Genomic DNA, 21527 nt, shown 5'->3' with positions numbered 1-21527 from the left:
GCGCGCGACGACATTCGCCGCGCGGCGCCCCTAGTCTACGTGGCCCACAGCCCTCTCAAGGAGATTGCATGACGACTGCAACCGCACCCCTGTCTCGCCCGTCCGGGCGCACGGTCCTCGCCGACCGTTTCGTCTCCAGGAGCGTGGCGTCCGACGCGCTCCTGATCGCCTCCGGCGTCGCGCTCATGGGCGTCCTGGCGCAGGTGTCCGTGCCGCTCTGGCCGGTCCCCATCACCGGCCAGACGCTCGGCGTGCTGCTGGTCGGCGCCTCCCTCGGTGCGCGTCGCGGGTCGCTCGCTCTGATCGCGTACGCCGTCGTCGGCCTCCTCGGCATCCCGCTGTTCGCCGAGCACAACGGCGGCCTCGCGTCCCTCTCGCTTCCGAGCTTCGGCTTCATCCTGGGCTTCATCCCGGCCGCCTACGCCATCGGCTGGCTCTCCGAGCGCAACTGGGACAAGCACGTTGTCCGCTCCCTCGTCGGCTTCCTCGTCGCCTCGCTGATCCCCTTCGCGATCGGGCTCCCCTACCTCGGCTTCGCCCTGGCCCGTCTCGGCTACCCGCACGACGTCGCCGCGGTCCTGGCCGCCGGCTTCACCCCGTTCATCGTCGGCGGCGTCGTTAAGTGGCTGATCGCCGCCGGCGTCCTGCCGCTCGCGTGGCGGGCCGTGAAGGCGTTCGACCGCCGCACGAAGTAGCTTCCCGTACGCCTCGCGGAGGCCCCCGGCACGTGCTGCCGGGGGCCTTCGCACACCTAGGCCCGGGCATCCCCCGTTTCGCCTCTCTCCTCCACCCGTTCCGACACCGAGCCCGGAGGGCTCAATGAGCAGCAGACACACCAGTGACGAGGTCATCGAGCGCGCCCTTCGCAACCATGCGGACGGCAACAAGCGCAGTGCGTACGACTCGCTTCGAGCGGCGGTACGTCGCAACCCCTCCGACCTCGCGGTGCGTCGAACTCTTGTGGGCCTGTCCCGACAGGACAACCACCCCGACCAGGCTGCGCGCTGGGGTGCGCTCGAGCCCGAGCTGCTCGAATTCCGCGAGCTGCGGCTTCTCAGAAGGGAGATCCGTCATGCCTGGACGGACGCGCGGATCCGCGAGATCTTGGTGCTCAGCGGAGACCTGCCCCCTGCACTCGTGAGGCTCCTCCCCTCCGAGGCCGAGAGGCGGAGCCGTCGTCGCTCGGAGAGAGGCAACGACATCGCCGGGTTCGGCATCCTGGCAGCCGTGCTGGGCTCCGTGGTCGTCGTCGTGGGCGTCGGGTCGACGGTTCAAGACGCCTTCGCCGGCGCTTCGAGCGCACAGTCGACCGCTCGCTGGACCGTGTGGCTCGCCCTGGCCTTCCTCTTCGTCACGGCAGCACTCCTGGTCATCGCGGGAGTGGTCCGTCGTCGACGCCGACCAACTGTGCTCGCCGCGGTGCTTGCGGCCGCTGCCGTCGTCGGCCTGGTCCTCGCGTATCCCTGAGGTCCCCTGCCTCGCGGTCTCTGACCTGCCCTTTCCCCCGTCCCATCCGCCGTCGCGCCCATCCCGCCCTATCTCCCGCCCCATCCCCCGCCCTGCCGGCCTGCGCGCCCCAGCCTCCCCCTCGCCCGCGCCCGTCCGCAAATGTCGAGTGATCCCGCCGACTCCGCGTCCGGAGGCCCGAATTGTCGGGGGTGGTCCAGCGAATCACTCGCGATTTGCAACGAAGAGACGGCGAGAGCGCGGGATGCACGGACCCGAGCACGACGAAGGCCCCCGACCACGAGGTCGGGGGCCTTCACAAACCGGCGGAACGAATCAGATACTGAATCCGATGGCCCGCATCATGTCGCGACCGTCGTCGGTGATGCGGTCGGGGCCCCACGGCGGCATCCACACCCAGTTGATGCGGAACGCGTCGACGACTCCGTCGAGGGCGTTGGCCGTCTCCGACTCGATCACGTCGGTCAGGGGGCAGCCGGCACTGGTAAGCGTCATGCTGATGATCAGCGCGTTCTCGTGCTCGTCGTCCATGGCCAGGTCGTAGATCAGACCGAGGTCGACGACATTGACGCCCAACTCGGGGTCCATGACCTCTTTGAGCGCCTCTTCGACGGCGTCGAACTTCTCGGGCGCGAGAGCGATGGCGCCCACGGTCAGGCCCCCGCGACGGCGCCGGCCGCAGCAGCACCGGCAGCGGCGCTGGCGGCGACGTAGCGGTCGTAGCCCTCGTTCTCGAGCTGGTCGGCCAGCTCGGGGCCGCCCTGCTCGGCGACGTGGCCGTCGACGAAGACGTGGACGAAGTCGGGGCGGATGTACCGGAGGATGCGCGTGTAGTGCGTGATCATCAGGATGCCGAGGTCGGTCGACGAGTGTGCGCGGTTGACACCCTCGCTGACGATCTTCAGGGCATCGACATCGAGGCCGGAGTCGGTCTCGTCGAGGATGGCGAACTTCGGCTTGAGCAGTTCGAGCTGCATGATCTCGTGACGCTTCTTCTCGCCGCCCGAGAAGCCCTCGTTGACGTTGCGCTCGGCGAACGAGGAGTCCATCTTGAGGTCGGCCATGTGGCTGCGGAGGTCTTTCACCCAGGTGCGGAGCGCGGGCGCTTCGCCGTCGAGGGCGGTCTTCGCGGTGCGCAGGAAGTTCGCGACCGTGACGCCCGGGATCTCGACCGGGTACTGCATGGCCAGGAAGAGGCCCGCCTTCGCGCGCTGGTCGACCGTCATGTCGAGGACCTCTTCGCCGTCGAGCTTGATCGAGCCGCCGTCGACCTTGTAGCGGGGGTGGCCGGCGATCGTGTACGCGAGGGTCGACTTGCCGGAGCCGTTGGGGCCCATGACGGCGTGGATCTCGCCCTGCTTGATGGTGAGGTCGACGCCCTTGAGGATGGGCTTGTTGCCCTGCTCGGTGTCGATCGAGACCTGGAGGTCGCGGATTTCGAGAGTGGACATGCTGTTCCTTTTGCTGGAAGTGAAAACTTTAGGAGGCGGCGACGTTCGTGGAGACGTCCACGAACACGTCGCCGTCGACGACCGACACGGCGAAGACCGGCACCGGCTCGTAGGCGGGAAGGGTGAGCGGCTTGCCCGTGGTCAGCTCGAATTTCGAGCCGTGGGCCCAGCACTCGAGGGTGTCGTCCTCGACGAAGCCCTCCGAGAGCGAGATGTCGCCGTGCGTGCAGGTGTCTCCGAGGGCGTGGAGCGCCCCCGCCGAGTCGCGCACGACCGCGACGGGCACGCCGTCGACGACGACCCGGAGGGCCTCCGACACGCTCACGTCGCCTTCGGCGCAGACCTTGGTGGCCATCAGGCGTTCGCTCCTGCTTCGCCGCCCTCGGCCGGGTGCTGCACGCCGCCGGCTGCGTGGACGGGAGTCGCTCCCGAACCGGGCTGCGAGTCCACGTACGCGGGATGCACGGCTCCGGTGGCAACGGAACGCGCCTCCGCTCCGCCCGCGAGCTCGGCCTCGATGGTCTCGATCAGGCGCTCCTGCAGGGCCGGGTCGCCGATCCGCTGCACGATCTCGCTGAGGAAGCCGAGCACGACGATCCGGCGGGCCTCCTCCTCGGGGATGCCGCGCGACTCGAGGTAGAAGAGGTGCTCGTCGTCGAAGCGACCGGTCGCACTCGCGTGGCCGGCGCCGAGGATGTCGCCCGTCTCGATCTCGAGGTTCGGGATGGAGTCGGCACGCGTGCCCTCGGACAGCACAAGGTTGCGGTTCTGCTCGTAGCTGTCGGTGCCGGGTGCCGTGCGTCCGATGAGCACGTCGCCGATCCAGACGGTCCGTGCGCCCTCGCCCTGAAGCGCGCCCTTGTAGTTGACACGGCTCTTCGTGTTCGGAGCGTCGTGGTTCACGTACACCTGCTGTTCGAGATGCTGGCCGGCGTCGGCGAAGTACACGCCGTTGAGGTCGCCGTCGGCCCCCTGCTCGGCGAGGTGCGCCGAGGGGTTGATGCGGACGATCGAGCCGCCGAGACTGATCACGAAGTGCTTCAGGACGGCGTCGCGGCCGATGCGGGCGAAGTGGCTCGCGAGGTGGATCGCGTCGTCGTTCCATTCCTGCACGGTCACGACGGTGAGGTGCGCACCCTCGTCGACCACGATCTCGACGTTCTCGACCAGAGTCGCGTCGCCGCTGTTCTGGAGGATGACGAGCCCGCGGGAGTTCGGCTTCGCGTGCACGACGGTGTGGCCGGCGCGCGGGGCCTTGTCGAGTCCCGAGCGGCCGATGGTGATGCTCGACGGCTCTTCGCCGTCGACGGTCACCATCAGGACGTTGTCGACGCTGGACCAGGCGTTGGCCGACGCCTTGTCTTCGGGTGTGCCGGCGCGGCCGACCAGTTCGTGCTGAGGCGAGACCCACTCGACGGCCGCACCGGTCGTCTCGCGAGCGAGGTAGGCGTACGGCGAGCCGTCCAGCGGACCGTCGATGAGAGGGCGAAGACGCGGCACGGGGCTGAGCTTCCAGTCGACCTCGCGGCCGGTCACCTCGGGAAAGGCGGCCGGGTCGGTGGATGCGAAGCGCTCGGAGCGCGTCTGGACGGGCACTTTGCGGTTCGCCCAATCGCCGTCGGTGTGGGCGCCGGCCCCGTGCTGGACGGGGGCGTCGACGAGAGGTTCGGTTGGTGCAGGAGTTGCGGACATCTAGCCGACGGATCCTTCCATGCTCATCTCGATGAGCTTGTTGAGTTCGAGCGCGTATTCCATCGGGAGTTCGCGGGCGATGGGCTCGATGAACCCTCGCACGATCATGGCCATCGCCTCGTCCTCGGCCATGCCGCGGGACATCAGGTAGAAGAGCTGCTCTTCGCTGACTCGCGAGACCGTGGCCTCGTGGCCGAGCTGGACGTCGTCGACGCGGATGTCGATGGCCGGGTAGGTGTCGGAGCGCGACACCGTGTCGACCAGCAGCGCGTCGCACCGGACGGTGTTGGCGGCGTGGTGCGCACCCTCGTCGACGCGGACCTCGCCTCGGTAACCGGCGCGACCGCCACCGCGGGCGATCGACTTCGAGACGATCGACGACGTCGTGTACGGCGCCATGTGGATCATCTTCGCGCCGGCGTCCTGGTGCTGGCCGGGGCCCGCGAAGGCGACCGAGAGCGTCTCGCCCTTGGCGTGCTCGCCCGCGAGGTAGATCGAGGGGTACTTCATGGTGACCTTGGAACCGATGTTGCCGTCGATCCACTCCATCGTCGCGCCCTCGTGGGCGATGGCGCGCTTGGTGACGAGGTTGTAGACGTTGTTCGACCAGTTCTGGATCGTCGTGTAGCGAACGCGAGCGTTCTTCTTGACGATGATCTCGACGACCGCGCTGTGAAGCGAGTCGGACTTGTAGATCGGAGCCGTGCATCCCTCGATGTAGTGCACGTAGCTGCCCTCGTCGGCGATGATCAGCGTGCGCTCGAACTGGCCCATGTTCTCGGTGTTGATCCGGAAGTAGGCCTGGAGGGGGATCTCGACCTGGACGTTCTTGGGCACGTAGACGAACGAGCCGCCCGACCAGACTGCGGTGTTCAGCGCCGCGAACTTGTTGTCGCCGGCCGGGATCACGCTGCCGAAGTATTCCTCGAAGAACTCGGGGTGCTCGCGCAGCGCCGTGTCGGTGTCCATGAAGATGACGCCCTGGGCCTCGAGGTCTTCGCGGATCTGGTGGTAGACCACCTCGGACTCGTACTGCGCGGCGACGCCGGCGACGAGACGGTTGCGCTCGGCCTCGGGAATGCCGAGCTTCTCGTAGGTCGCCTTGATGTCGTCGGGAAGCTCTTCCCAGCTGGTGGCCTGCTTCTCCGTGGAGCGCACGAAGTACTTGATGTTGTCGAAGTCGATGCCCGAGAGGTCTGCGCCCCAGGTCGGCATGGGCTTGCGCTCGAACAGGGTCAGACCCTTGAGGCGGTTCTTGAGCATCCATGCGGGTTCGCTCTTGAGGTTCGAGATGTCGGTGACGACCTCGGGGTTCACGCCACGACGGGCGGAGGCTCCGGCAGCGTCGGAGTCGGCCCACCCGAATTCGTATTGGCCGAGGCCTTCGAGTTCCGGACGGTCGATCAGTACGTCTGACATGCCTTACCTCTTTCTGTAGACAGCAGCTGTCTTGTGTCAGGTGGAACGTGGGGTTCGGAACAGTCATTCCCGTGGAAAGGAGAGAGCGGGCTCTCGTCGCGATATCTCGGGAGAAGTCGCCCAGTCTTCGCTGTTTAGACTTGTCGAGGTTCGCCGTCGACTCGTCTGTTCCGGTGTGTTTCCTGAACCCGACGATTCTACAGGTCGAGACCCGAAAAGACACGAAGGGCAACAATCCGTGACCAATGCACAGGCTCGACCGCTCTCGCCTCTGACCCGTCTGTGGTCCTGGCTCCCCGAGAGGGTCGACTCGCGCATCCGCATCGTGGCCTGGGCCTCGCTCGTCTGCCAGATCGTCCTCGTCGGTACCGGCGGCCTCGTCCGCCTCACCGGCTCGGGGCTGGGATGCCCCACCTGGCCGGAATGCAGCACCGGGTCGTTCGTGACCACTCCTGCGATGGGTCTGCACGGGGTGATCGAGTTCGGCAACCGGATGCTGACCTTCGTTCTCGTGATCATCGTGATCGCGGCCTTCCTCAGCATCCTCCGCATCCGCCGTCAGCGCCGCGATCTGTTCTGGCTCACGCTCATCCAGGGGCTGAGCATCCCGTTCCAGGCCGTCCTCGGCGGAGTGAGCGTGCTGGCCAAGCTGAACCCGTACGTCGTCGGCTCCCACTTCATCGTCTCGATGATCCTGGTCCGACTGACCGCGACCCTGGTCTTCCGCGTCCTGCGCGGCCCCCGCGGCGACACGGCGGCCACCCCGCGCTGGTTCGCGATCGTCACCCACGTCACCGCCGCGTTCGTGGGCGTCACCGTGATCCTCGGCATCCTCACCACCGGCGCCGGCCCGCACGCCGGCGACGCGAACACGCACCGCAACGGCTTCGACCCGCGCGTCATCGAGGTGGTCCATGCCGTGCCCGCGTTCGTCGTGTTCGCACTGACGATCGTCCTCGTGGTCGCGTCGGTCCGCCTCGCCCTCCCCCGTCTGTTCCCCGTGCTCCTGCTCTGCGTCGAGGTCGCGCAGATCGCCGTCGGCCTGATCCAGGCCAACACCGGTCTGCCGTCGTTCCTCGTCGGATCGCACCTCGTGCTCGCCGCCCTGCTCGTCGCGGCCATGACCGCGGTGCTGATGAGTCTGCGGAACCCGGCCGACGTCTCCGAGCCCCTCGAGAAGGCGGCGGTCGCCGCCGCCGTGTGACGCCCGGTTCGCGCCGTGTGACGCACGGTTCGTCCCGTGCAACGCCGAAGGGCCCCTCCCGCAGGAGGGGCCCTTCGTGGCATGAGCGTGGGATGCACCCCGGCGGCTCGATCGCAGGCACCGGTCTGCCGGTGCCCCGGCTCGAGCGCCGCCCCGCTCGCGCCCTACAGGAAGTGCGGCAGCAGCGGGTCGATGCCCACCGCGATGAACAGCAGCGTCAGGTAGGTGATGGAGCTGTGGAAGACCTTCATCGGCTTGACCTCGGCCACGTGGGTGATCGCGCGACCGTAGAGGCGGTGCGACTCGAAGACGAACCAGAATCCCGCTCCGATGGCGACGACCGAGTAGAGGACGCCCATGTGCGCGACGGGGATGAGGAGCACGGAGCAGATCACGGTGGCCCAGGCGTAGAGGATGACCTGCAGACCGACGTGGGCGCGGCCGCGGACGACTGCGAGCATCGGCACGTTGACGGAGGCGTAGTCGTCTCGGTAGCGCATCGACAGGGGCCAGTAGTGCGGCGGGGTCCAGAGGAAGATGACCATGAACAGGATGACCGGAGGCCAGGAGAGCGAGTTCGTGACGGCGGACCAGCCGATGAGGACCGGCATGCAGCCCGCGATCCCGCCCCAGACGATGTTCTGCGGGGTGCGACGCTTGAGCCACAGCGTGTAGACGAACACGTAGAACAGGATGGCGACGAGCGAGAGGGCGGCCGACAGGTAATTGACCGTGAGGGCCAGCCAGACGATCGACGCGACTCCCATGACGTAGGAGAAGATCAGGGCTTCGCGATCGCTGACGTCGCCGGTGACCAGGGCGCGGTCCTGGGTCCGCTTCATGATCCGGTCGATGTCGCGGTCGATGTAGCAGTTGAAGGCCGACGCGGATCCGGCGCTGAGCGCGCCGCCGATCAGGGTCGCAGCGATCAGCCAGAGGTTGGGCACCCCGCCCTGGGCGAGGAACATGGTCGGAGCCGTCGTCACGAGCAGGAGTTCCATGACCCGGGGCTTGGTCAGCGAGATGTAGGCGCGGACCTTGCGCTTGACGCCGATCTTGGGGCGACCGGATGAGGATCCGCCGGTGCCGTTGGATGTGGCGCCGTTCGAACCGGACCGAGTGTCGACAGCTGCAGTCATTCGTCCTCTTGTAATCGCGGCCTACCACGGATCGGTACGACCGCCCTAAGTCTATGGGAAGAACCTGCTTCAGCAGGCTTTCACATGGGTAACAGCAGTCGTTCAGACAGTATCTGCGTGCTGGTCGGGCAAAGGGTGAGGAGCGGTCTCTATACTTGCAGTTGCTTGCCAGTTGCGGGTCTCTGAACGACGGTCGCGCGCGGTGTATCAGCCGCTGCGTGACGAACATCTTCCGACCCACCCTGCAGCCGGGCCCGATCTCACGCTCAGCGTGACACGGCTGAGTCAACGACGCCTCGGCAAGCGCCGTCAGCGCGGGAGACAAACCCCGCGCAATCTCGCAATAAGAAGGGTCATCTTCAAGTGGCAGATCTGCAATGGGAACCCATTGACGAAAAGGCAGTCAACACCGTCCGCGTCCTCGCGGCCGACGCAGTGGAGAAGGTGGGAAACGGCCACCCGGGCACGGCGATGAGCCTTGCACCTGCTGCTTACCTCCTCTTCCAGAAAGTCATGCGCCGTGACCCGAGCGACAGCACGTGGATCGGTCGCGACCGATTCATCCTCTCGGTCGGTCACTCCTCGCTGACCCAGTACATCCAGTTCTACCTCGGTGGCTACGGCCTCGAGCTGAAGGACCTCGAAGAGCTCCGCACCTGGGGTTCGAAGACGCCCGGCCACCCCGAGTACGGCCACACCGACGGCATCGAGATCACGACCGGCCCTCTCGGTCAGGGCTTCGCCAGCTCCGTCGGCTTCGCCTACGCGTCGCGTTTCGAGCGCGGGCTGTTCGACCCCGAGGCCGCGCCCGGCACGAGCCCCTTCGACCACTTCATCTACGTGATCGCCGGCGACGGCGACATGGAAGAGGGTGTCACCAGCGAGGCCGCTTCGCTCGCCGGCCACCAGCAGCTCGGCAACCTCATCGCGATCTACGACTCCAACCAGATCTCGATCGAGGACGACACCAACATCGCCTTCACCGAGGACGTCCACAAGCGCTTCCTCGCCTACGACTGGGACGTCCGCGTCGTCGACTGGAAGAAGACCGGCGAGTACGTCGAAGACGTCGCCGAGCTCAACGCCGCCATCGAGGCCGCCAAGGGCGTCACCGACAAGCCGTCGCTGATCATCCTCAAGACCATCATCGCGTGGCCCTCCCCCACGAAGCAGGGCTCGGGCAAGTCCCACGGCTCGGCTCTCGGCAAGGACGAGATCGCCGGCCTCAAGAAGATCCTCGATTTCGACCCGGAGAAGTCCTTCGACGTCGACCCCGAGGTCCTCGCGCACACCCGCAAGGCCGTCGAGCGCGGCCAGGCGCAGCACGCCGAGTGGAACGAGAAGCTCGAGGCCTGGGCCGCGGCTCACCCCGACAAGAACGCTCTCCTCAACCGCATGCTCGCGGGCGACCTGCCCGAAGAGCTCGAGGGTGCCCTCCCCGTGTTCGAGCCCGGCAAGGACGTCTCGACCCGTGCCGCCTCCGGCAAGGTCATCAACGCCATCGCCGGCGTCCTCCCCGAGTTCTGGGGCGGATCGGCCGACCTGGCCGAGTCGAACCTCACCACGATCACCAGCGGCGAGTCCTTCGTGCCGACCGAATGGTCGACCCACGAGTGGAACGGCAACCCCTACGGCCGCGTGCTGCACTTCGGCATCCGCGAGCACGCCATGGGCTCGATCCTCAACGGCATCTCGCTCCACGGCAACACTCGCCCCTTCGGCGGAACGTTCCTGATCTTCTCCGACTACATGCGTCCGGCCGTCCGTCTCGCCGCCCTCATGAAGTCGCCGGTCACCTACGTCTGGACCCACGACTCCGTCGCTCTCGGCGAAGACGGCCCGACGCACCAGCCCGTCGAGCAGCTCACGGCTCTCCGCGCCATCCCTGACTTCTCCATGGTCCGCCCGGCCGACGCCAACGAGACCTCGTACGCCTGGCTGACGATCCTGCAGCGCTTCAACGGCCCCGCCGGTCTCGCGCTCAGCCGTCAGAACCTCCCCGTGTTCGAGCGCGGCGACGGCGAGGCGACGGGCGAGACCTTCGCCTCCGCCAAGTACGTGGCGAAGGGCGCCTACGTGCTCGCCGAGGCTCCGAACGGAACGCCCGACGTCATCTTCATCGCCACCGGATCCGAGGTGCAGATCGCTGTCGAGGCCCGTGAGGTCCTCCGTGGCGAGGGCATCAACGCCCGCGTGGTGTCCGCTCCGAGCCTCGAGTGGTTCGCCGAGCAGACCGACGAGTACAAGGAGTCGGTGCTGCCCTCCGGCATCAAGGCCCGCGTCTCCATCGAGGCGGGCATCGCCCTCGGCTGGCGCGGAATCGTCGGCGACGCCGGCCGCAGCGTCTCGATCGAGCACTTCGGTGCGTCGGCCGACTACAAGACGCTCTTCGAGAAGTTCGGCATGACGACCGAAGCGGCCGTCGCCGCCGCGAAAGACTCCCTGTCCGCTCTCGCCGCTCTCTAACCCAGCCGCGGCATCGCGACTTCCAGCAAAGAAGGTTGAAAGAAATGACTGACACTTCCACTTCCACGCCCACCGCAGAGCTCTCTGCCGCCGGCGTGAGCATCTGGCTCGACGACCTGTCGCGCGAGCGCATCAAGTCCGAAGGGCTCCAGAAGCTCATCGCCGAGAAGAACGTCGTCGGCGTCACCACCAACCCGACGATCTTCGCGTCGGCTCTCGCCAAGGGCGAGGCCTACGACGAGCAGGTCGCCGAGCTGGCCAAGGCCGGCACCGGCGTGACCGACGCGGTCTTCGACATCACGACCTCCGACGTCGCCTACGCGTGCGACATCTTCAAGCCGATCTACGACTCGACCGCCGGCTTCGACGGTCGTGTCTCGATCGAGGTCGAGCCCGGCTTCGCTCACGACGCCGCGAAGACGATCGCTCAGGCCAAGAGCCTCTTCGCTCAGGTCGACAAAGAGAACGTCCTGATCAAGATCCCCGCCACCGTCGAGGGTCTCGAGGCCATCACCGCCACGATCGCCGAGGGCATCAGCGTCAACGTGACCCTGATCTTCTCGCTCGACCGGTACCGCGCCGTCATCAACGCCTACCTGACGGGTCTCGAGCAGGCCAAGGCCGCCGGCAAGGACATCTCGAAGATCCACTCCGTCGCCTCCTTCTTCGTGTCGCGTGTCGACACCGAGATCGACAAGCGCCTCGAGGCGATCGGCACGGACGAGGCCAAGGCCCTGAAGTCCAAGGCCGGCGTAGCCAACGCCCAGCTCGCGTACCAGGTCTACGAGCAGTCCTTCGCGACCGAGCGCGCCACGGGCCTCCTGGCCGCGGGTGCGAACAAGCAGCGTCCCCTCTGGGCCTCGACCGGCGTGAAGGACCCTAACGTCCTCGACACCACGTACGTCGTCGAGCTCGTCGCGGCGGACGTCGTCAACACGATGCCGGAGAAGACCCTCGACGCCACGTTCGACCACGGCGTCATCGCGGGCGACACCATCACGGGTTCCTACGACGCCGCCAACAAGGTCATGGACGCCGTCGCCGCTCAGGGCATCTCGTACGACGAGGTGACCGCGCTCCTCGAGAAGGAGGGCGTCGAGAAGTTCATCGTCTCCTGGAACGAACTGCTGGACACCGTCACCGCGGCCCTGGAATCCGCTAAGTGACAGTAGCCATCACTGCGAGCGGCGCCGCCGCTGAGGCCGTCGAATCCGTCGTGCCTCAGCTGGTGGGCGACCTCGTCGCTTCCGGCATCACCGGCCTCATCCCCGATCTCTGGGGGCCCGAGGCCGAGTCCGAAGCCGAGAAGCGACTGGGTTGGACCGAGGCCGTTGCGGTCTCGGCCCCGCTCGTCCCCCGGATCGTCGCGCTTCGAGAGAAGCTCGCCGCGAAGGGCTTGAACCACATCGTGCTGGCCGGAATGGGCGGGTCGTCGCTCGCTCCCGAGGTCATCACGAAGACGTACGGCGTCGAGCTCACCGTGCTCGACGCCACCCAGCCGACCCAGGTGCTCACGGCGCTGGGCGACGACCTCGAGCACACCGTGCTCGTGGTCTCGTCCAAGTCGGGCTCCACGGTCGAGACGGCCAGTCAGCGGAAGGCGTTCGAGAAGGCCTTCTCGGATGCCGGTTACTCCGACGTCGCGGATCGCATCGTGGTCGTCACCGACCCCGGATCCCCGCTCGAGGCATCCGCGCTCGAGGCGGGCTATGTGGTCTTCACCGCGGACCCGAACATCGGTGGTCGCTATTCGGCGCTGTCGGCGTTCGGGCTGGTCCCCTCGGGGCTCGCCGGAGCCGACATCGGCGAACTCCTCGGCGAGGCCGACGCGGTGACGGTCGAACTCGCTCAGGACCGCGCGGACAACCCCGGGCTCGTGCTCGGGGCTGTCCTCGCGGGCACCAAGCCGCTGCGCGACAAGATCGTGCTCGTGGCCGACGGCACTCACATCCACGGTTTCCCGGACTGGGCGGAGCAGTTGATCGCCGAGTCCACCGGAAAGCAGGGTCGCGGGCTGCTGCCCGTCGTCGTCGGCCTCGACTCCCCCGAGATCACGGAGGGGTTGCACGACGTGCAGGTCGTCCGTCTCGTCGCCAGCACGGAGGAGACCCGCGAGGTCGCCCCCGGCGAGGTGGAGATCTCGGGTTCCCTTGGGGCGCAGTTCCTGGTCTGGGAGTACGCGGTCGCCGTGGCCGGACGCCTCCTCGGCATCAACCCGTTCGATCAACCCGACGTCGAGTCGGCCAAGGTCGCCACTCGAGCCCTGCTCGATGCGCAGCCCGAAGCGACTCCTCCGGCGATCACGGTCGACGGCGTCGAGGTCCGGCAGGTCGGCGGTCTCCCGGTCGGAGACTCGTTGGAGAGCGCCGTCGACGCTCTCCTCGATCACCTCTCGGACGACGGCTATCTCGCCGTCCAGGCGTACGTCGACCGAGTGCACCACTCCGAACTCGAAGAGCTCCGCGACCTGCTCGCAGCACGGACTCACCGGCCGGTCACCTTCGGGTGGGGGCCGCGGTTCCTGCACTCGACCGGGCAGTACCACAAGGGCGGACCCGCCAACGGCGTGTTCCTCCAGATCACCCAGGTCGCCGACGACGACCTCGCGATTCCCGACAGCCCCTTCACCTTCGGTACCCTCGTGGCGGCTCAGGCCGCCGGCGACGCCGAGGTGCTCTCGGAGCACGGTCGGCCCGTCCTCACCTTCACGGTGAAAGACGTTCAGGCAGCGTTGCCCTCCCTCATCAACGCTCTCCGCTGATCGACACGGCCGGCGCCACCCACTCGGGTCGGCGCCGGTCGCATGTCGGGCGAAGAGCTGTGACTTCTCAACGCAAGGACACGAATACACACATGCCACCGGTAGAAATCACGCCGGAGTACAACCCTCTCCGGGTTCCCTCCGACCGACGACTCAACCGGATCGCCGGTCCGAGCGCCCTCATCATCTTCGGCGTGACAGGCGACCTGTCCCGCAAGAAGGTCATGCCGGCGATCTACGACCTCGCGAACCGCGGTCTGCTCCCCCCGGGCTTCGCCCTCGTCGGCTTCGCCCGGCGCGAATGGGAGGACCAGGACTTCGAGCAGGTCGTCTACGAGGCGGTCAAGCAGCACGCGCGCACTCCCTTCGACGAGGACGTCTGGCGTCAGTTGAAGGAGGGCATCCGTTTCGTCCAAGGAAACTTCGACGACGCGGCCGCCTTCCAGCAGTTGAAGCAGACGATCGACCAGCTGGACGCCGAACGCGGCACCATGGGCAACCACGCCTTCTACCTCTCGATCCCGCCGAAGTTCTTCCCGCTCGTGACCGAGCAGCTCCGCGACGCGGGCCTGGCGGAGGACACCCTCGACGCGAACGGCGAGCGTCCCTGGCGCCGGGTCGTCATCGAGAAGCCCTTCGGCAGCGACCTCAAGACGGCTCGGGAACTCAACGCCGTGGTGGAGACGGTCTTCGAGCCCGACTCGGTCTTCCGGATCGACCACTACCTGGGCAAGGAGACGGTCCAGAACCTCCTGACGCTCCGCTTCGCCAACCAGATGTACGAGCCGCTGTGGAACAGCACCTACGTCGACCACGTGCAGATCACGATGGCCGAGGACATCGGAGTCGCCGGGCGAGCCGCCTACTACGACGGCATCGGTGCGGCGCGCGACGTCATCCAGAACCACCTCCTGCAGCTCCTCGCCCTCACGGCGATGGAGGAGCCCGTCAGCTTCAAGGCGAAGGACCTCCGCGCCGAGAAGGAGAAGGTCCTCTCCGCAGTGCGTCTCCCCGACGATCTCGCCACGGGCACCGCCCGAGGGCAGTACGCCGGCGGTTGGCAGGGCGGCGAGAAGGTCCTCGGGTTCCTCGACGAGGCCGGGATGAACCCCGAATCCGTCACCGAGACCTTCGCGGCCATCAAGCTCGAGATCGCGACCCGTCGCTGGTCGGGCGTTCCGTTCTACCTCCGCGCCGGCAAGCGTCTCGGCCGTCGGGTGACTGAGATCGCGGTCGTGTTCAAGCGCGTCCCCGAGAACGTCTTCGGTCTCCAGGACGGCGCCGAGCTCGGCCAGAACGCACTCGTCATCCGGGTTCAGCCGGACGAGGGCGTCACCCTGCGGTTCGGCTCCAAGGTCCCCGGCATCGGCACGCAGGTCCGCGACGTCACGATGGACTTCGGCTACGGCCACGCGTTCACCGAGGCGAGCCCCGAGGCCTACGAGCGTCTCATCCTGGACGTCCTCCTGGGCGATCCTCCCCTCTTCCCCCGTCACGAGGAGGTCGAGCTCTCCTGGAAGATCCTCGACCCGATCGAGGCATTCTGGGCGGCGCAGGGCCAACCTGAACAGTACCGACCCGGTACCTGGGGGCCCTCGACCGCCGACGACCTGATGGCCCGCGACGGCCGTACCTGGAGGCGACCGTGATCGTCGATCTGCCCGACAGCAACATCAGCCGAGTCTCGAAGGCTCTCGTCAAGATCCGCGAGGAGGGCGGCGTCGTCGCCCTCGGGCGCGTTCTGACGCTCGTCATCTCGACGAACCTCGGCCATGAAGAAGAGGCCATCGAGGCCGCCAACGAGGCCTCGCGCGAGCACCCGATGCGTGTCATCGTGATCTCCACCGACCACGACGGCGGCAAGGCCGAAGAAGCGCGACTCGACGCGCAGATTCGCGTGGGCGGCGACGCCGGCGCGAGCGAGGTCATCCTCCTCCGCGCCTACGGCGAGATGGCCAGCGACGAAGAGGGCCTCGTCACCGGACTGCTCCTCCCCGACGCCCCGGTCGTGGCCTGGTGGCCCGGCAAGGCGCCCGCGGTGGTGTCCGAGTCGCCGCTCGGCCGCATCGCGCAGCGGCGGATCACCGATGCCGCCGCGCAGAGCAACCCGCGTCAGTCGATCATCGACTTGGCCGGCACCTATGCGCCTGGCGACACCGACTTCGCCTGGACCCGCCTCACCCTGTGGCGAACCCAGTTGGCAGCCGCGCTCGATCAGCCGCCGTACGAGCCGATCACCAGCGTCGAGGTGAGCGGTGCCGCCGACTCCCCCTCCACGCTGCTGCTGGCCGCATGGTTGCGTCTGCAGCTCCAGGTGCCGGTCGATCACTCGCTGACGACACGCGCCACGGGCTCGAGCGGGATCCACGGGGTCAAGCTGCACCGTGCCTCCGGCGCCATCGAGCTGGAGCGTTCGCTCGTCAATGTGGCTACCCTCTCGCAGCCCGGTCAGCCGACGCACGACCTGTCGCTGCCACGCCGCAGCCTGCGCGACTGCCTCGCCGAAGAACTCCGTAGACTCGACCCCGACACCCTCTTCGGAAACGTCGTGAAGAGTGGAGTGTCGCAGCTTCGCGCAGACGGAGTGAGCAGCTCCCCCGCCGAGAACAACTGATCCCTACGACCCGACCGAGGCCAGTGAGAACGTGACGAACGAACGCCGGGTGCTCGTGCACCCCGACAAACAATCCCTGGGCGCATCCGTTGCCGCTCGCTTCATCACCAAGATCATCGACGTGATCGAGGAGCAAGACTCGGCGTCGGTCGTGTTGAGCGGTGGGTCGGTGAGCACTCTGGTGCTCGCCGCAATCAACGAGTCCGGGGCTCGCGACAGCGTCGACTGGTCGAAGGTCTCGTTCTGGTGGTCCGACGAGCGCTGGGTGGAGGCCGACTCCCCCGACCGCAACGACCGTCAGAACGGCATCGATCTGCTGGACCACATCGGCGTCCTGCCCGAGAACGTCCACCGCTTCGCCGCGGTGGGCGAGCTCGGCTCCGTCGAAGAGGCCGCCGCGGCGTACTCGGCCGAACTGCTGGCGAACGCGCAGGGTGACGACGAGTCCCCTCGCTTCGACATCACGCTGCTCGGCGTGGGTCCCGACGGTCACGTCGCGTCGCTGTTCCCCGACAAGCCCCAGGTCTCTCTGACGGAGCCGACGGTGCTGACCATCAAAGACAGCCCCAAGCCGCCGCCGGAGCGCCTCAGCCTGAGCTTGCCGGTCATCAACAACTCTCAGCGGGTGTGGATGATCCTGGCGGGCGCCGAGAAGGCCGCCTCCCTCGGGCTGGCCCTCGCGGGTGCCGGGGCCGACCAGGTGCCCGTGGCCGGCGTGAAGGGCCGCAAGCGCACGGTGTTCTTCGTCGACAAAGACGCTGCGGCCGAGGTGCCCGAGCAGCTCATCGCCTCGACGTACTAGCGCGACGCACGAGCGGCAGGCCGCCGAAGCGCCGCGAAACGGGGGATGCCCGGAGCACACGTTGCTCCGGGCATCCCCCGTTTCGTGTTCCCGCCGCCTTGCTCCCCGTTGCTGGCACCACTCCCGTTTGCCGCCCCCTCGGCCCCCGGCCTGCCCCGTCGACTCCAGAACACGCTGCTCATGTTTTGCCGATCGCGCATCTCGTGGAGTCGCCGTCGGTGCCGCGGTCGGTGGACTCCCGAAGATGCCGCTCGCGGCAAAGGTGAGCGGCGTGTTCTGGAGTCGAGCCACGACGCGGTGGACCGGGAGTGGAGCCACGACGCGGTGGCCCCGGGGTCCAGTGGAGGCGGAGACCGAAAGCCCGCGCACGACGAAGGCCCGGCCCCTTCAAAGGGACCGGGCCTCGTGACGCCGGGGGTGGAGCTACTTCTTGGCGGGAACCTTGCCGCGTCGCTCGCGCAACTGCTGGAGAGCCTCGTCGAGGAGCTGTGCCGCCTCTTCTTCGGTGCGGCGCTCTTTGACGTAAGCGAGGTGTGTCTTATACGGCTCGAGCTTCGCCACGACGGGCGGGTTGTTTTTGTCGCGACCGGCGGGAAGGCCGGAGGACGGCGAGTCGACCGTCTCGGGGATCTCCTCTTCGGGCACGTTGGCCGCGAAGTGGCGGACGACCTCGTTGCCGAGGGCGTCCCAGTAGGAGATGGTGATCCGCTCGGCGTGGAAACCCCGATCCTGTTCACCCATCGGACCCGCGCCTACGCGCGAGCCTCGGATTGCGCTACCGCCTGCAGCCATGCTTATGCCCCCGTGAACTTCGTGATGAGACCCAGAACCACGATCGACGCGATCCAGATGAGACCCAGGATGACGGTGATGCGGTTGAGGTTGCGTTCGGCCACACCGGACGCCCCGAGGTTGCTCGTCACGCCACCACCGAACATGTCGGAGAGACCGCCGCCGCGACCGCGGTGGAGCAGGATGAGCAGGGTCAGCAGGAGACTCGTGATGCCGAGAATCACCTGCAGGATGACCTGGAGAATTTGCACGGAGAACCTTTCGAAGCGGTATGACCGAAAACGATTATAACCGGGCTGGGAGCGGAACTCAGACTCCGACGTGGTTCTGGTAGCGCACGATGCTCGCGAACTCCGTGATGTCGAGGCTCGCACCGCCGACGAGAGCGCCGTCGACGTTGGGCTCGCGGAGGAACGAAGCGATGTTGTTGGCCTTGACGGAACCGCCGTAGAGGATGCGCGTGGCAGCCGCGGAGTCGGCCCCCGCGATCTCGACGAGGGCGTCACGCAATGCGGCGCAGACCTGTTCCGCCTGGTCGGGCGTCGCAGCCTGACCCGAGCCGATGGCCCAGACGGGCTCGTAGGCCACGACGATCTCGGCACCCGCCGGAAGGGTCGTGAGTGCCGCACGAAGTTGGGCGACCGGAACGGCGCTGGGGCCGTGCTTCTCCAGGTCTTCCGCCGTCTCACCGACGCACAGGACCGGGACGAGGCCGTGACGGTGCGCAGCGGCGACCTTGGCCCCGACGACCTCGTCGGTCTCCCCGTGGATGGTGCGTCGCTCGGAGTGGCCGACGATGACGTACTTCACGTCGAGCCGTGCCAGGAAGGCACCCGAGATGTCGCCCGTGTACGCACCGGAGTCGTTGTCGGAGAGGTCTTGGGCGCCGAGCTCCAGGTCGAGCTTGTCGGCGTCGATGAGGGTCTGCACCGAGCGGAGGTCGGTGAACGGCGGGAAGATGGCCGCCTCGACCTTGCCGAAGTCGTGCTTGGCGTCCTTCAGGCTCCAGGCGAGCTTCTGGACGAAGGCGATCGACTGCAGGTGGTCGAGGTTCATCTTCCAGTTGCCGGCGATGAACGGGCGACGTGCGGTTACCATCCGAGGACCTCCAGGCCGGGAAGTTTCTTGCCCTCGAGGAACTCGAGGCTGGCGCCACCTCCGGTGGAGATGTGCCCGAACTGGTCGTCGGTGAATCCGAGGGCGCGGACGGCGGAGGCGGAGTCGCCACCTCCGACGACGCCCAGGCCGTCGACCTTGGTGAGAGCGTCGGCCACGACACGGGTGCCGGCGCTGAACGCCTCGAACTCGAACACGCCCATGGGGCCGTTCCAGAACACGGTTTTCGAGTCGCTGATGATCTTCGCGAACGCCGACGCGGTGTCGGGCCCGATGTCGAGGCCGATCCCGTCGGCACCGAACGCAGTCGTCTCGATGGAGTCGGCGGCGACCGTCTCGTGCGAGGCCTCGGCTGCGAAGCCGGAGGCCACCACGACGTCGGTCGGGAGGACGAGAGTGACGCCCTTCGCCTCGGCGTCGGCGATGTAACCGCGGACGCGGTCGAGCTGGTCCTCTTCGAGGAGGCTCTTGCCCACGGCGTGCCCCTGAGCGGCGAGGAACGTGAAGAGCATTCCCCCGCCGATCAGGAGGTTGTCGACCCGCGGCAGCAGGTGCTCGATCACTCCGAGCTTGTCGGAGACCTTCGAGCCTCCGAGCACGACCGTGTAGGGGCGCTCGGGGTTCTCGGTCAGTCGGTCGAGCACTCGGAGCTCGGTCTCGATCAGCGAGCCCGCCGCACTCGGCAGGAGTTGCGGCAGGTCGTACACGCTGGCCTGCTTGCGGTGGACGACACCGAAGCCGTCGGAGACGAAGACGTCGCCGAGCGCCGCGAGCTCGCCGGCGAAGGCCTGGCGCTCGTCGTCGCTCTTCGACGTCTCGGCCCCCTGGAACCGGAGGTTCTCGAGCACGATCACCTCGCCGTCGGCGAGAGCCGCGACCGCCTCGGTCGTGGCCTCGCCGATGGTCTCGGAGGCGAACGCGACGGGCTTGCCGAGGAGTTCGCCGAGACGCGCGGCGACGGGAGCCAAGCTGTACTGCGGCTTGACCTCGCCGTCGGGGCGCCCGAGGTGGGAGATGACGACGACGCGAGCGCCGGCGTCGATCAAGGTGCGGAGCGTTCCGAGGGATGCGCGGATACGGCCGTCGTCGGTGATCGTTCCGTCTTTCAACGGGACGTTCAGGTCGCAGCGGACGATGACGCGCTTCCCGGCGAGGGTGCCCAGGGAGTCGAGAGTACGAAGAGCCATGAGTGCGTGGTGCTTTCTACCGGCTCAGAGCTTGGCGGCGACGAACTCGGCGAGGTCGACGAGACGGTTGGAGTAGCCCCACTCGTTGTCGTACCACGACGTGATCTTGACCATGTTGCCGATGACCTTGGTCAGGCCGGAGTCGTAGATCGACGAGTGCGGGTCGGTGCGGATGTCGCTCGAGACCAGCGGGTCTTCGGAGTACAGCAGGATGCCCTTGAGCGGGCCTTCGGCCGCCTCCTTGTACGCGGCGTTGATCTGGTCGACGGTCAGCGTCTCGGTGGTCGTGAGCGTGACGTCGGTGATCGAACCGGTCGGCACCGGAACGCGCAGGGCGTAGCCGTCGAGCTTGCCGGCCAGCTCGGGGATGACGAGGCCGATGGCCTTGGCGGCACCGGTCGAGGTGGGGACGATGTTGAGTGCGGCGGCGCGGGCACGGCGCGGGTCTTTGTGCGGGCCGTCCTGAAGGTTCTGGTCGGCGGTGTACGCGTGCACGGTCGTCATCAGGCCGCGCTCGACGCCGAAGTTGTCGAGGAAGACCTTCATCAGCGGCGCGAGGCTGTTCGTGGTGCACGACGCGTTGGAGATGATGTGGTGGTTCGCCGCGTCGTAGCCCGACTCGTTGACGCCGAGGACGATGGTGATGTCGTCACCGGTGGCGGGGGCGGAGATGATGACCTTCTTGGCGCCGGCGTCGATGTGCTTCTGCGCGTCGGCGGCCTTGGTGAAGAAGCCGGTCGACTCGATGACGATGTCGACGCCCAGCTCGCCCCAGGGCAGGTTGGCGGGATCGCGCTCTTCGAAGACCTTGATGGCCTTGCCGTTGACGACGATGTTGTCGCCGTCGAGCTCGACGGTGGCGTCGAGACGCCCGGTGATCGAGTCGAACTTGAGGAGGTTGGCAAGCGTGGCGTTGTCGGTCAGGTCGTTGACGGCGACGATCTCGAGGTCACTCCCCTTGGCGAGTGCTGCGCGGAAGTAGTTGCGGCCGATACGACCGAAGCCGTTGATTCCGATCTTGACGCTCAATGGAACTCCAGATTTTTCAGGCGTCTGGACGACGCTCGTTTTTGTGTGCAGAACATGCGGAAGGAGCCTCCTCGAGGCCTCCCCCGGTGCCCGGAAGACGGTGGTCTCCCTGGGCGGTTTCGCTCCTACGACAGTACCAGCGCAGGGAGCGGTGTTTCGGGCCTCTAGGGGGTGAGGAGGCCCTGGGTCTTGGTGGTGGCGGCGGTGAAACGCTCGGCGACGTTGTCCCAGTTGACGATGTTCCAGAACGCCTTGACGTAGTCGGCGCGGACGTTGAGGTAGTCGAGGTAGTAGGCGTGCTCCCAGACGTCGAGCAGCAGAAGCGGGACGATGCCGAAGGGGATGTTGCCCTGCTGGTCGAAGAGCTGGAAGATGACGATCTTCTGCC

21 protein-coding genes are annotated in these 21527 nt (G+C 67.2%); 9 read left to right on the top strand and 12 right to left on the bottom strand.

Going from position 1 to position 21527, the window contains the following annotated elements; genetic code table 11:
* Positions 1-68 precede the first annotated feature (68 nt).
* Positions 69-695: a biotin transporter BioY gene (locus tag ABEA39_RS15575; RefSeq protein ID WP_345376876.1), complete on the top strand. Its 627-nt coding sequence runs from the start codon at positions 69-71 to the stop codon at positions 693-695.
* A 124-nt stretch (positions 696-819) separates the two neighbouring features.
* On the top strand, positions 820-1467 hold the full coding sequence (locus ABEA39_RS15570) for a hypothetical protein (RefSeq protein WP_345376875.1): 648 nt from the start codon (positions 820-822) through the stop codon (positions 1465-1467).
* A 315-nt stretch (positions 1468-1782) separates the two neighbouring features.
* Here ABEA39_RS15570 and ABEA39_RS15565 read toward each other — a convergent pair whose 3' ends face one another.
* The 5 genes from ABEA39_RS15565 to sufB are packed head-to-tail and all read right to left on the bottom strand — an operon-like array spanning position 1783 to position 6029.
* Positions 1783-2118: a metal-sulfur cluster assembly factor gene (locus ABEA39_RS15565; protein ID WP_345376874.1), complete on the bottom strand. Its 336-nt coding sequence runs from the start codon at positions 2116-2118 to the stop codon at positions 1783-1785.
* 2 nt (positions 2119-2120) lie between these two features.
* On the bottom strand, positions 2121-2918 hold the full coding sequence (gene sufC / locus ABEA39_RS15560; protein ID WP_345376873.1) for a Fe-S cluster assembly ATPase SufC: 798 nt from the start codon (positions 2916-2918) through the stop codon (positions 2121-2123).
* 28 nt (positions 2919-2946) lie between these two features.
* Positions 2947-3273 carry a Rieske 2Fe-2S domain-containing protein gene (locus tag ABEA39_RS15555; RefSeq protein ID WP_345376872.1) on the bottom strand — a complete coding sequence of 109 codons (327 nt, stop codon included), beginning with the start codon at positions 3271-3273 and terminating at the stop codon, positions 2947-2949.
* Entirely contained in the window at positions 3273-4610 is a 1338-nt protein-coding gene (gene sufD, locus ABEA39_RS15550) for a Fe-S cluster assembly protein SufD (protein WP_345376871.1), read from the bottom strand. The genes ABEA39_RS15555 and sufD overlap by 1 nt, the downstream gene beginning before the upstream one ends.
* Positions 4611-6029: a Fe-S cluster assembly protein SufB gene (sufB, locus tag ABEA39_RS15545; protein ID WP_345376870.1), complete on the bottom strand. Its 1419-nt coding sequence runs from the start codon at positions 6027-6029 to the stop codon at positions 4611-4613.
* 238 nt (positions 6030-6267) lie between these two features.
* On the opposite strand from sufB, the gene ABEA39_RS15540 reads away from it, so the two are divergent.
* Positions 6268-7233, top strand: a complete 966-nt coding sequence (locus tag ABEA39_RS15540; RefSeq protein ID WP_345376869.1) for a COX15/CtaA family protein — start codon at positions 6268-6270, stop codon at positions 7231-7233.
* 164 nt (positions 7234-7397) lie between these two features.
* Here ABEA39_RS15540 and ABEA39_RS15535 read toward each other — a convergent pair whose 3' ends face one another.
* On the bottom strand, positions 7398-8372 hold the full coding sequence (locus tag ABEA39_RS15535; RefSeq protein WP_345376868.1) for a heme o synthase: 975 nt from the start codon (positions 8370-8372) through the stop codon (positions 7398-7400).
* Positions 8373-8735: 363 nt separating this feature from the next.
* Here ABEA39_RS15535 and tkt point away from each other — a divergent pair, with 363 nt between their 5' ends.
* The 6 genes from tkt to pgl all read left to right on the top strand — a co-directional run bounded on the left by tkt (position 8736) and on the right by pgl (position 17015).
* Positions 8736-10838, top strand: coding sequence for a transketolase (gene tkt, locus ABEA39_RS15530; protein ID WP_345376867.1), 2103 nt, complete (start codon positions 8736-8738; stop codon positions 10836-10838).
* A gap of 44 nt (positions 10839-10882) precedes the next feature.
* Positions 10883-12004, top strand: a complete 1122-nt coding sequence (gene tal, locus ABEA39_RS15525) for a transaldolase (protein ID WP_345376866.1) — start codon at positions 10883-10885, stop codon at positions 12002-12004.
* Entirely contained in the window at positions 12001-13599 is a 1599-nt protein-coding gene (locus ABEA39_RS15520) for a glucose-6-phosphate isomerase (RefSeq protein ID WP_345376865.1), read from the top strand. The genes tal and ABEA39_RS15520 overlap by 4 nt, the downstream gene beginning before the upstream one ends.
* A gap of 92 nt (positions 13600-13691) precedes the next feature.
* On the top strand, positions 13692-15248 hold the full coding sequence (zwf, locus tag ABEA39_RS15515; protein WP_345376864.1) for a glucose-6-phosphate dehydrogenase: 1557 nt from the start codon (positions 13692-13694) through the stop codon (positions 15246-15248).
* The gene (locus ABEA39_RS15510) at positions 15245-16213 is read left to right on the top strand and encodes a glucose-6-phosphate dehydrogenase assembly protein OpcA (RefSeq protein WP_345376863.1); all 969 of its coding nucleotides are present in this window, start codon (positions 15245-15247) and stop codon (positions 16211-16213) included. Before zwf ends, ABEA39_RS15510 begins: the two co-directional genes overlap by 4 nt.
* A 31-nt stretch (positions 16214-16244) precedes the next feature.
* Positions 16245-17015, top strand: coding sequence for a 6-phosphogluconolactonase (pgl, locus tag ABEA39_RS15505; RefSeq protein WP_345376862.1), 771 nt, complete (start codon positions 16245-16247; stop codon positions 17013-17015).
* A 423-nt stretch (positions 17016-17438) separates the two neighbouring features.
* On the opposite strand, the gene ABEA39_RS15500 is transcribed toward pgl, so the two are convergent.
* The 6 genes from ABEA39_RS15500 to ABEA39_RS15475 form a co-directional block, all read right to left on the bottom strand.
* Positions 17439-17807 (bottom strand): RNA polymerase-binding protein RbpA, encoded by a 369-nt coding sequence (locus ABEA39_RS15500; protein WP_345376861.1) that lies wholly within the window; start codon positions 17805-17807, stop codon positions 17439-17441.
* A gap of 2 nt (positions 17808-17809) precedes the next feature.
* Positions 17810-18058: a preprotein translocase subunit SecG gene (gene secG, locus ABEA39_RS15495; protein ID WP_345376860.1), complete on the bottom strand. Its 249-nt coding sequence runs from the start codon at positions 18056-18058 to the stop codon at positions 17810-17812.
* A 58-nt stretch (positions 18059-18116) separates the two neighbouring features.
* On the bottom strand, positions 18117-18905 hold the full coding sequence (gene tpiA, locus ABEA39_RS15490) for a triose-phosphate isomerase (RefSeq protein ID WP_345376859.1): 789 nt from the start codon (positions 18903-18905) through the stop codon (positions 18117-18119).
* The gene (locus tag ABEA39_RS15485) at positions 18899-20110 is read right to left on the bottom strand and encodes a phosphoglycerate kinase (protein ID WP_345376858.1); all 1212 of its coding nucleotides are present in this window, start codon (positions 20108-20110) and stop codon (positions 18899-18901) included. Before ABEA39_RS15485 ends, tpiA begins: the two co-directional genes overlap by 7 nt.
* 24 nt (positions 20111-20134) lie before the next feature.
* Positions 20135-21139 carry a type I glyceraldehyde-3-phosphate dehydrogenase gene (gene gap / locus ABEA39_RS15480; protein ID WP_345376857.1) on the bottom strand — a complete coding sequence of 335 codons (1005 nt, stop codon included), beginning with the start codon at positions 21137-21139 and terminating at the stop codon, positions 20135-20137.
* Positions 21140-21303: 164 nt separating this feature from the next.
* Positions 21304-21527: superoxide dismutase (locus tag ABEA39_RS15475; RefSeq protein ID WP_345376855.1), on the bottom strand; the 224-nt coding region annotated here is incomplete at its 5' end.

The organism is Frondihabitans cladoniiphilus, from assembly GCF_039544345.1.
Classification (GTDB): domain Bacteria; phylum Actinomycetota; class Actinomycetes; order Actinomycetales; family Microbacteriaceae; genus Frondihabitans; species Frondihabitans cladoniiphilus.
This window is presented reverse-complemented; position numbering and strand designations above follow the sequence as displayed.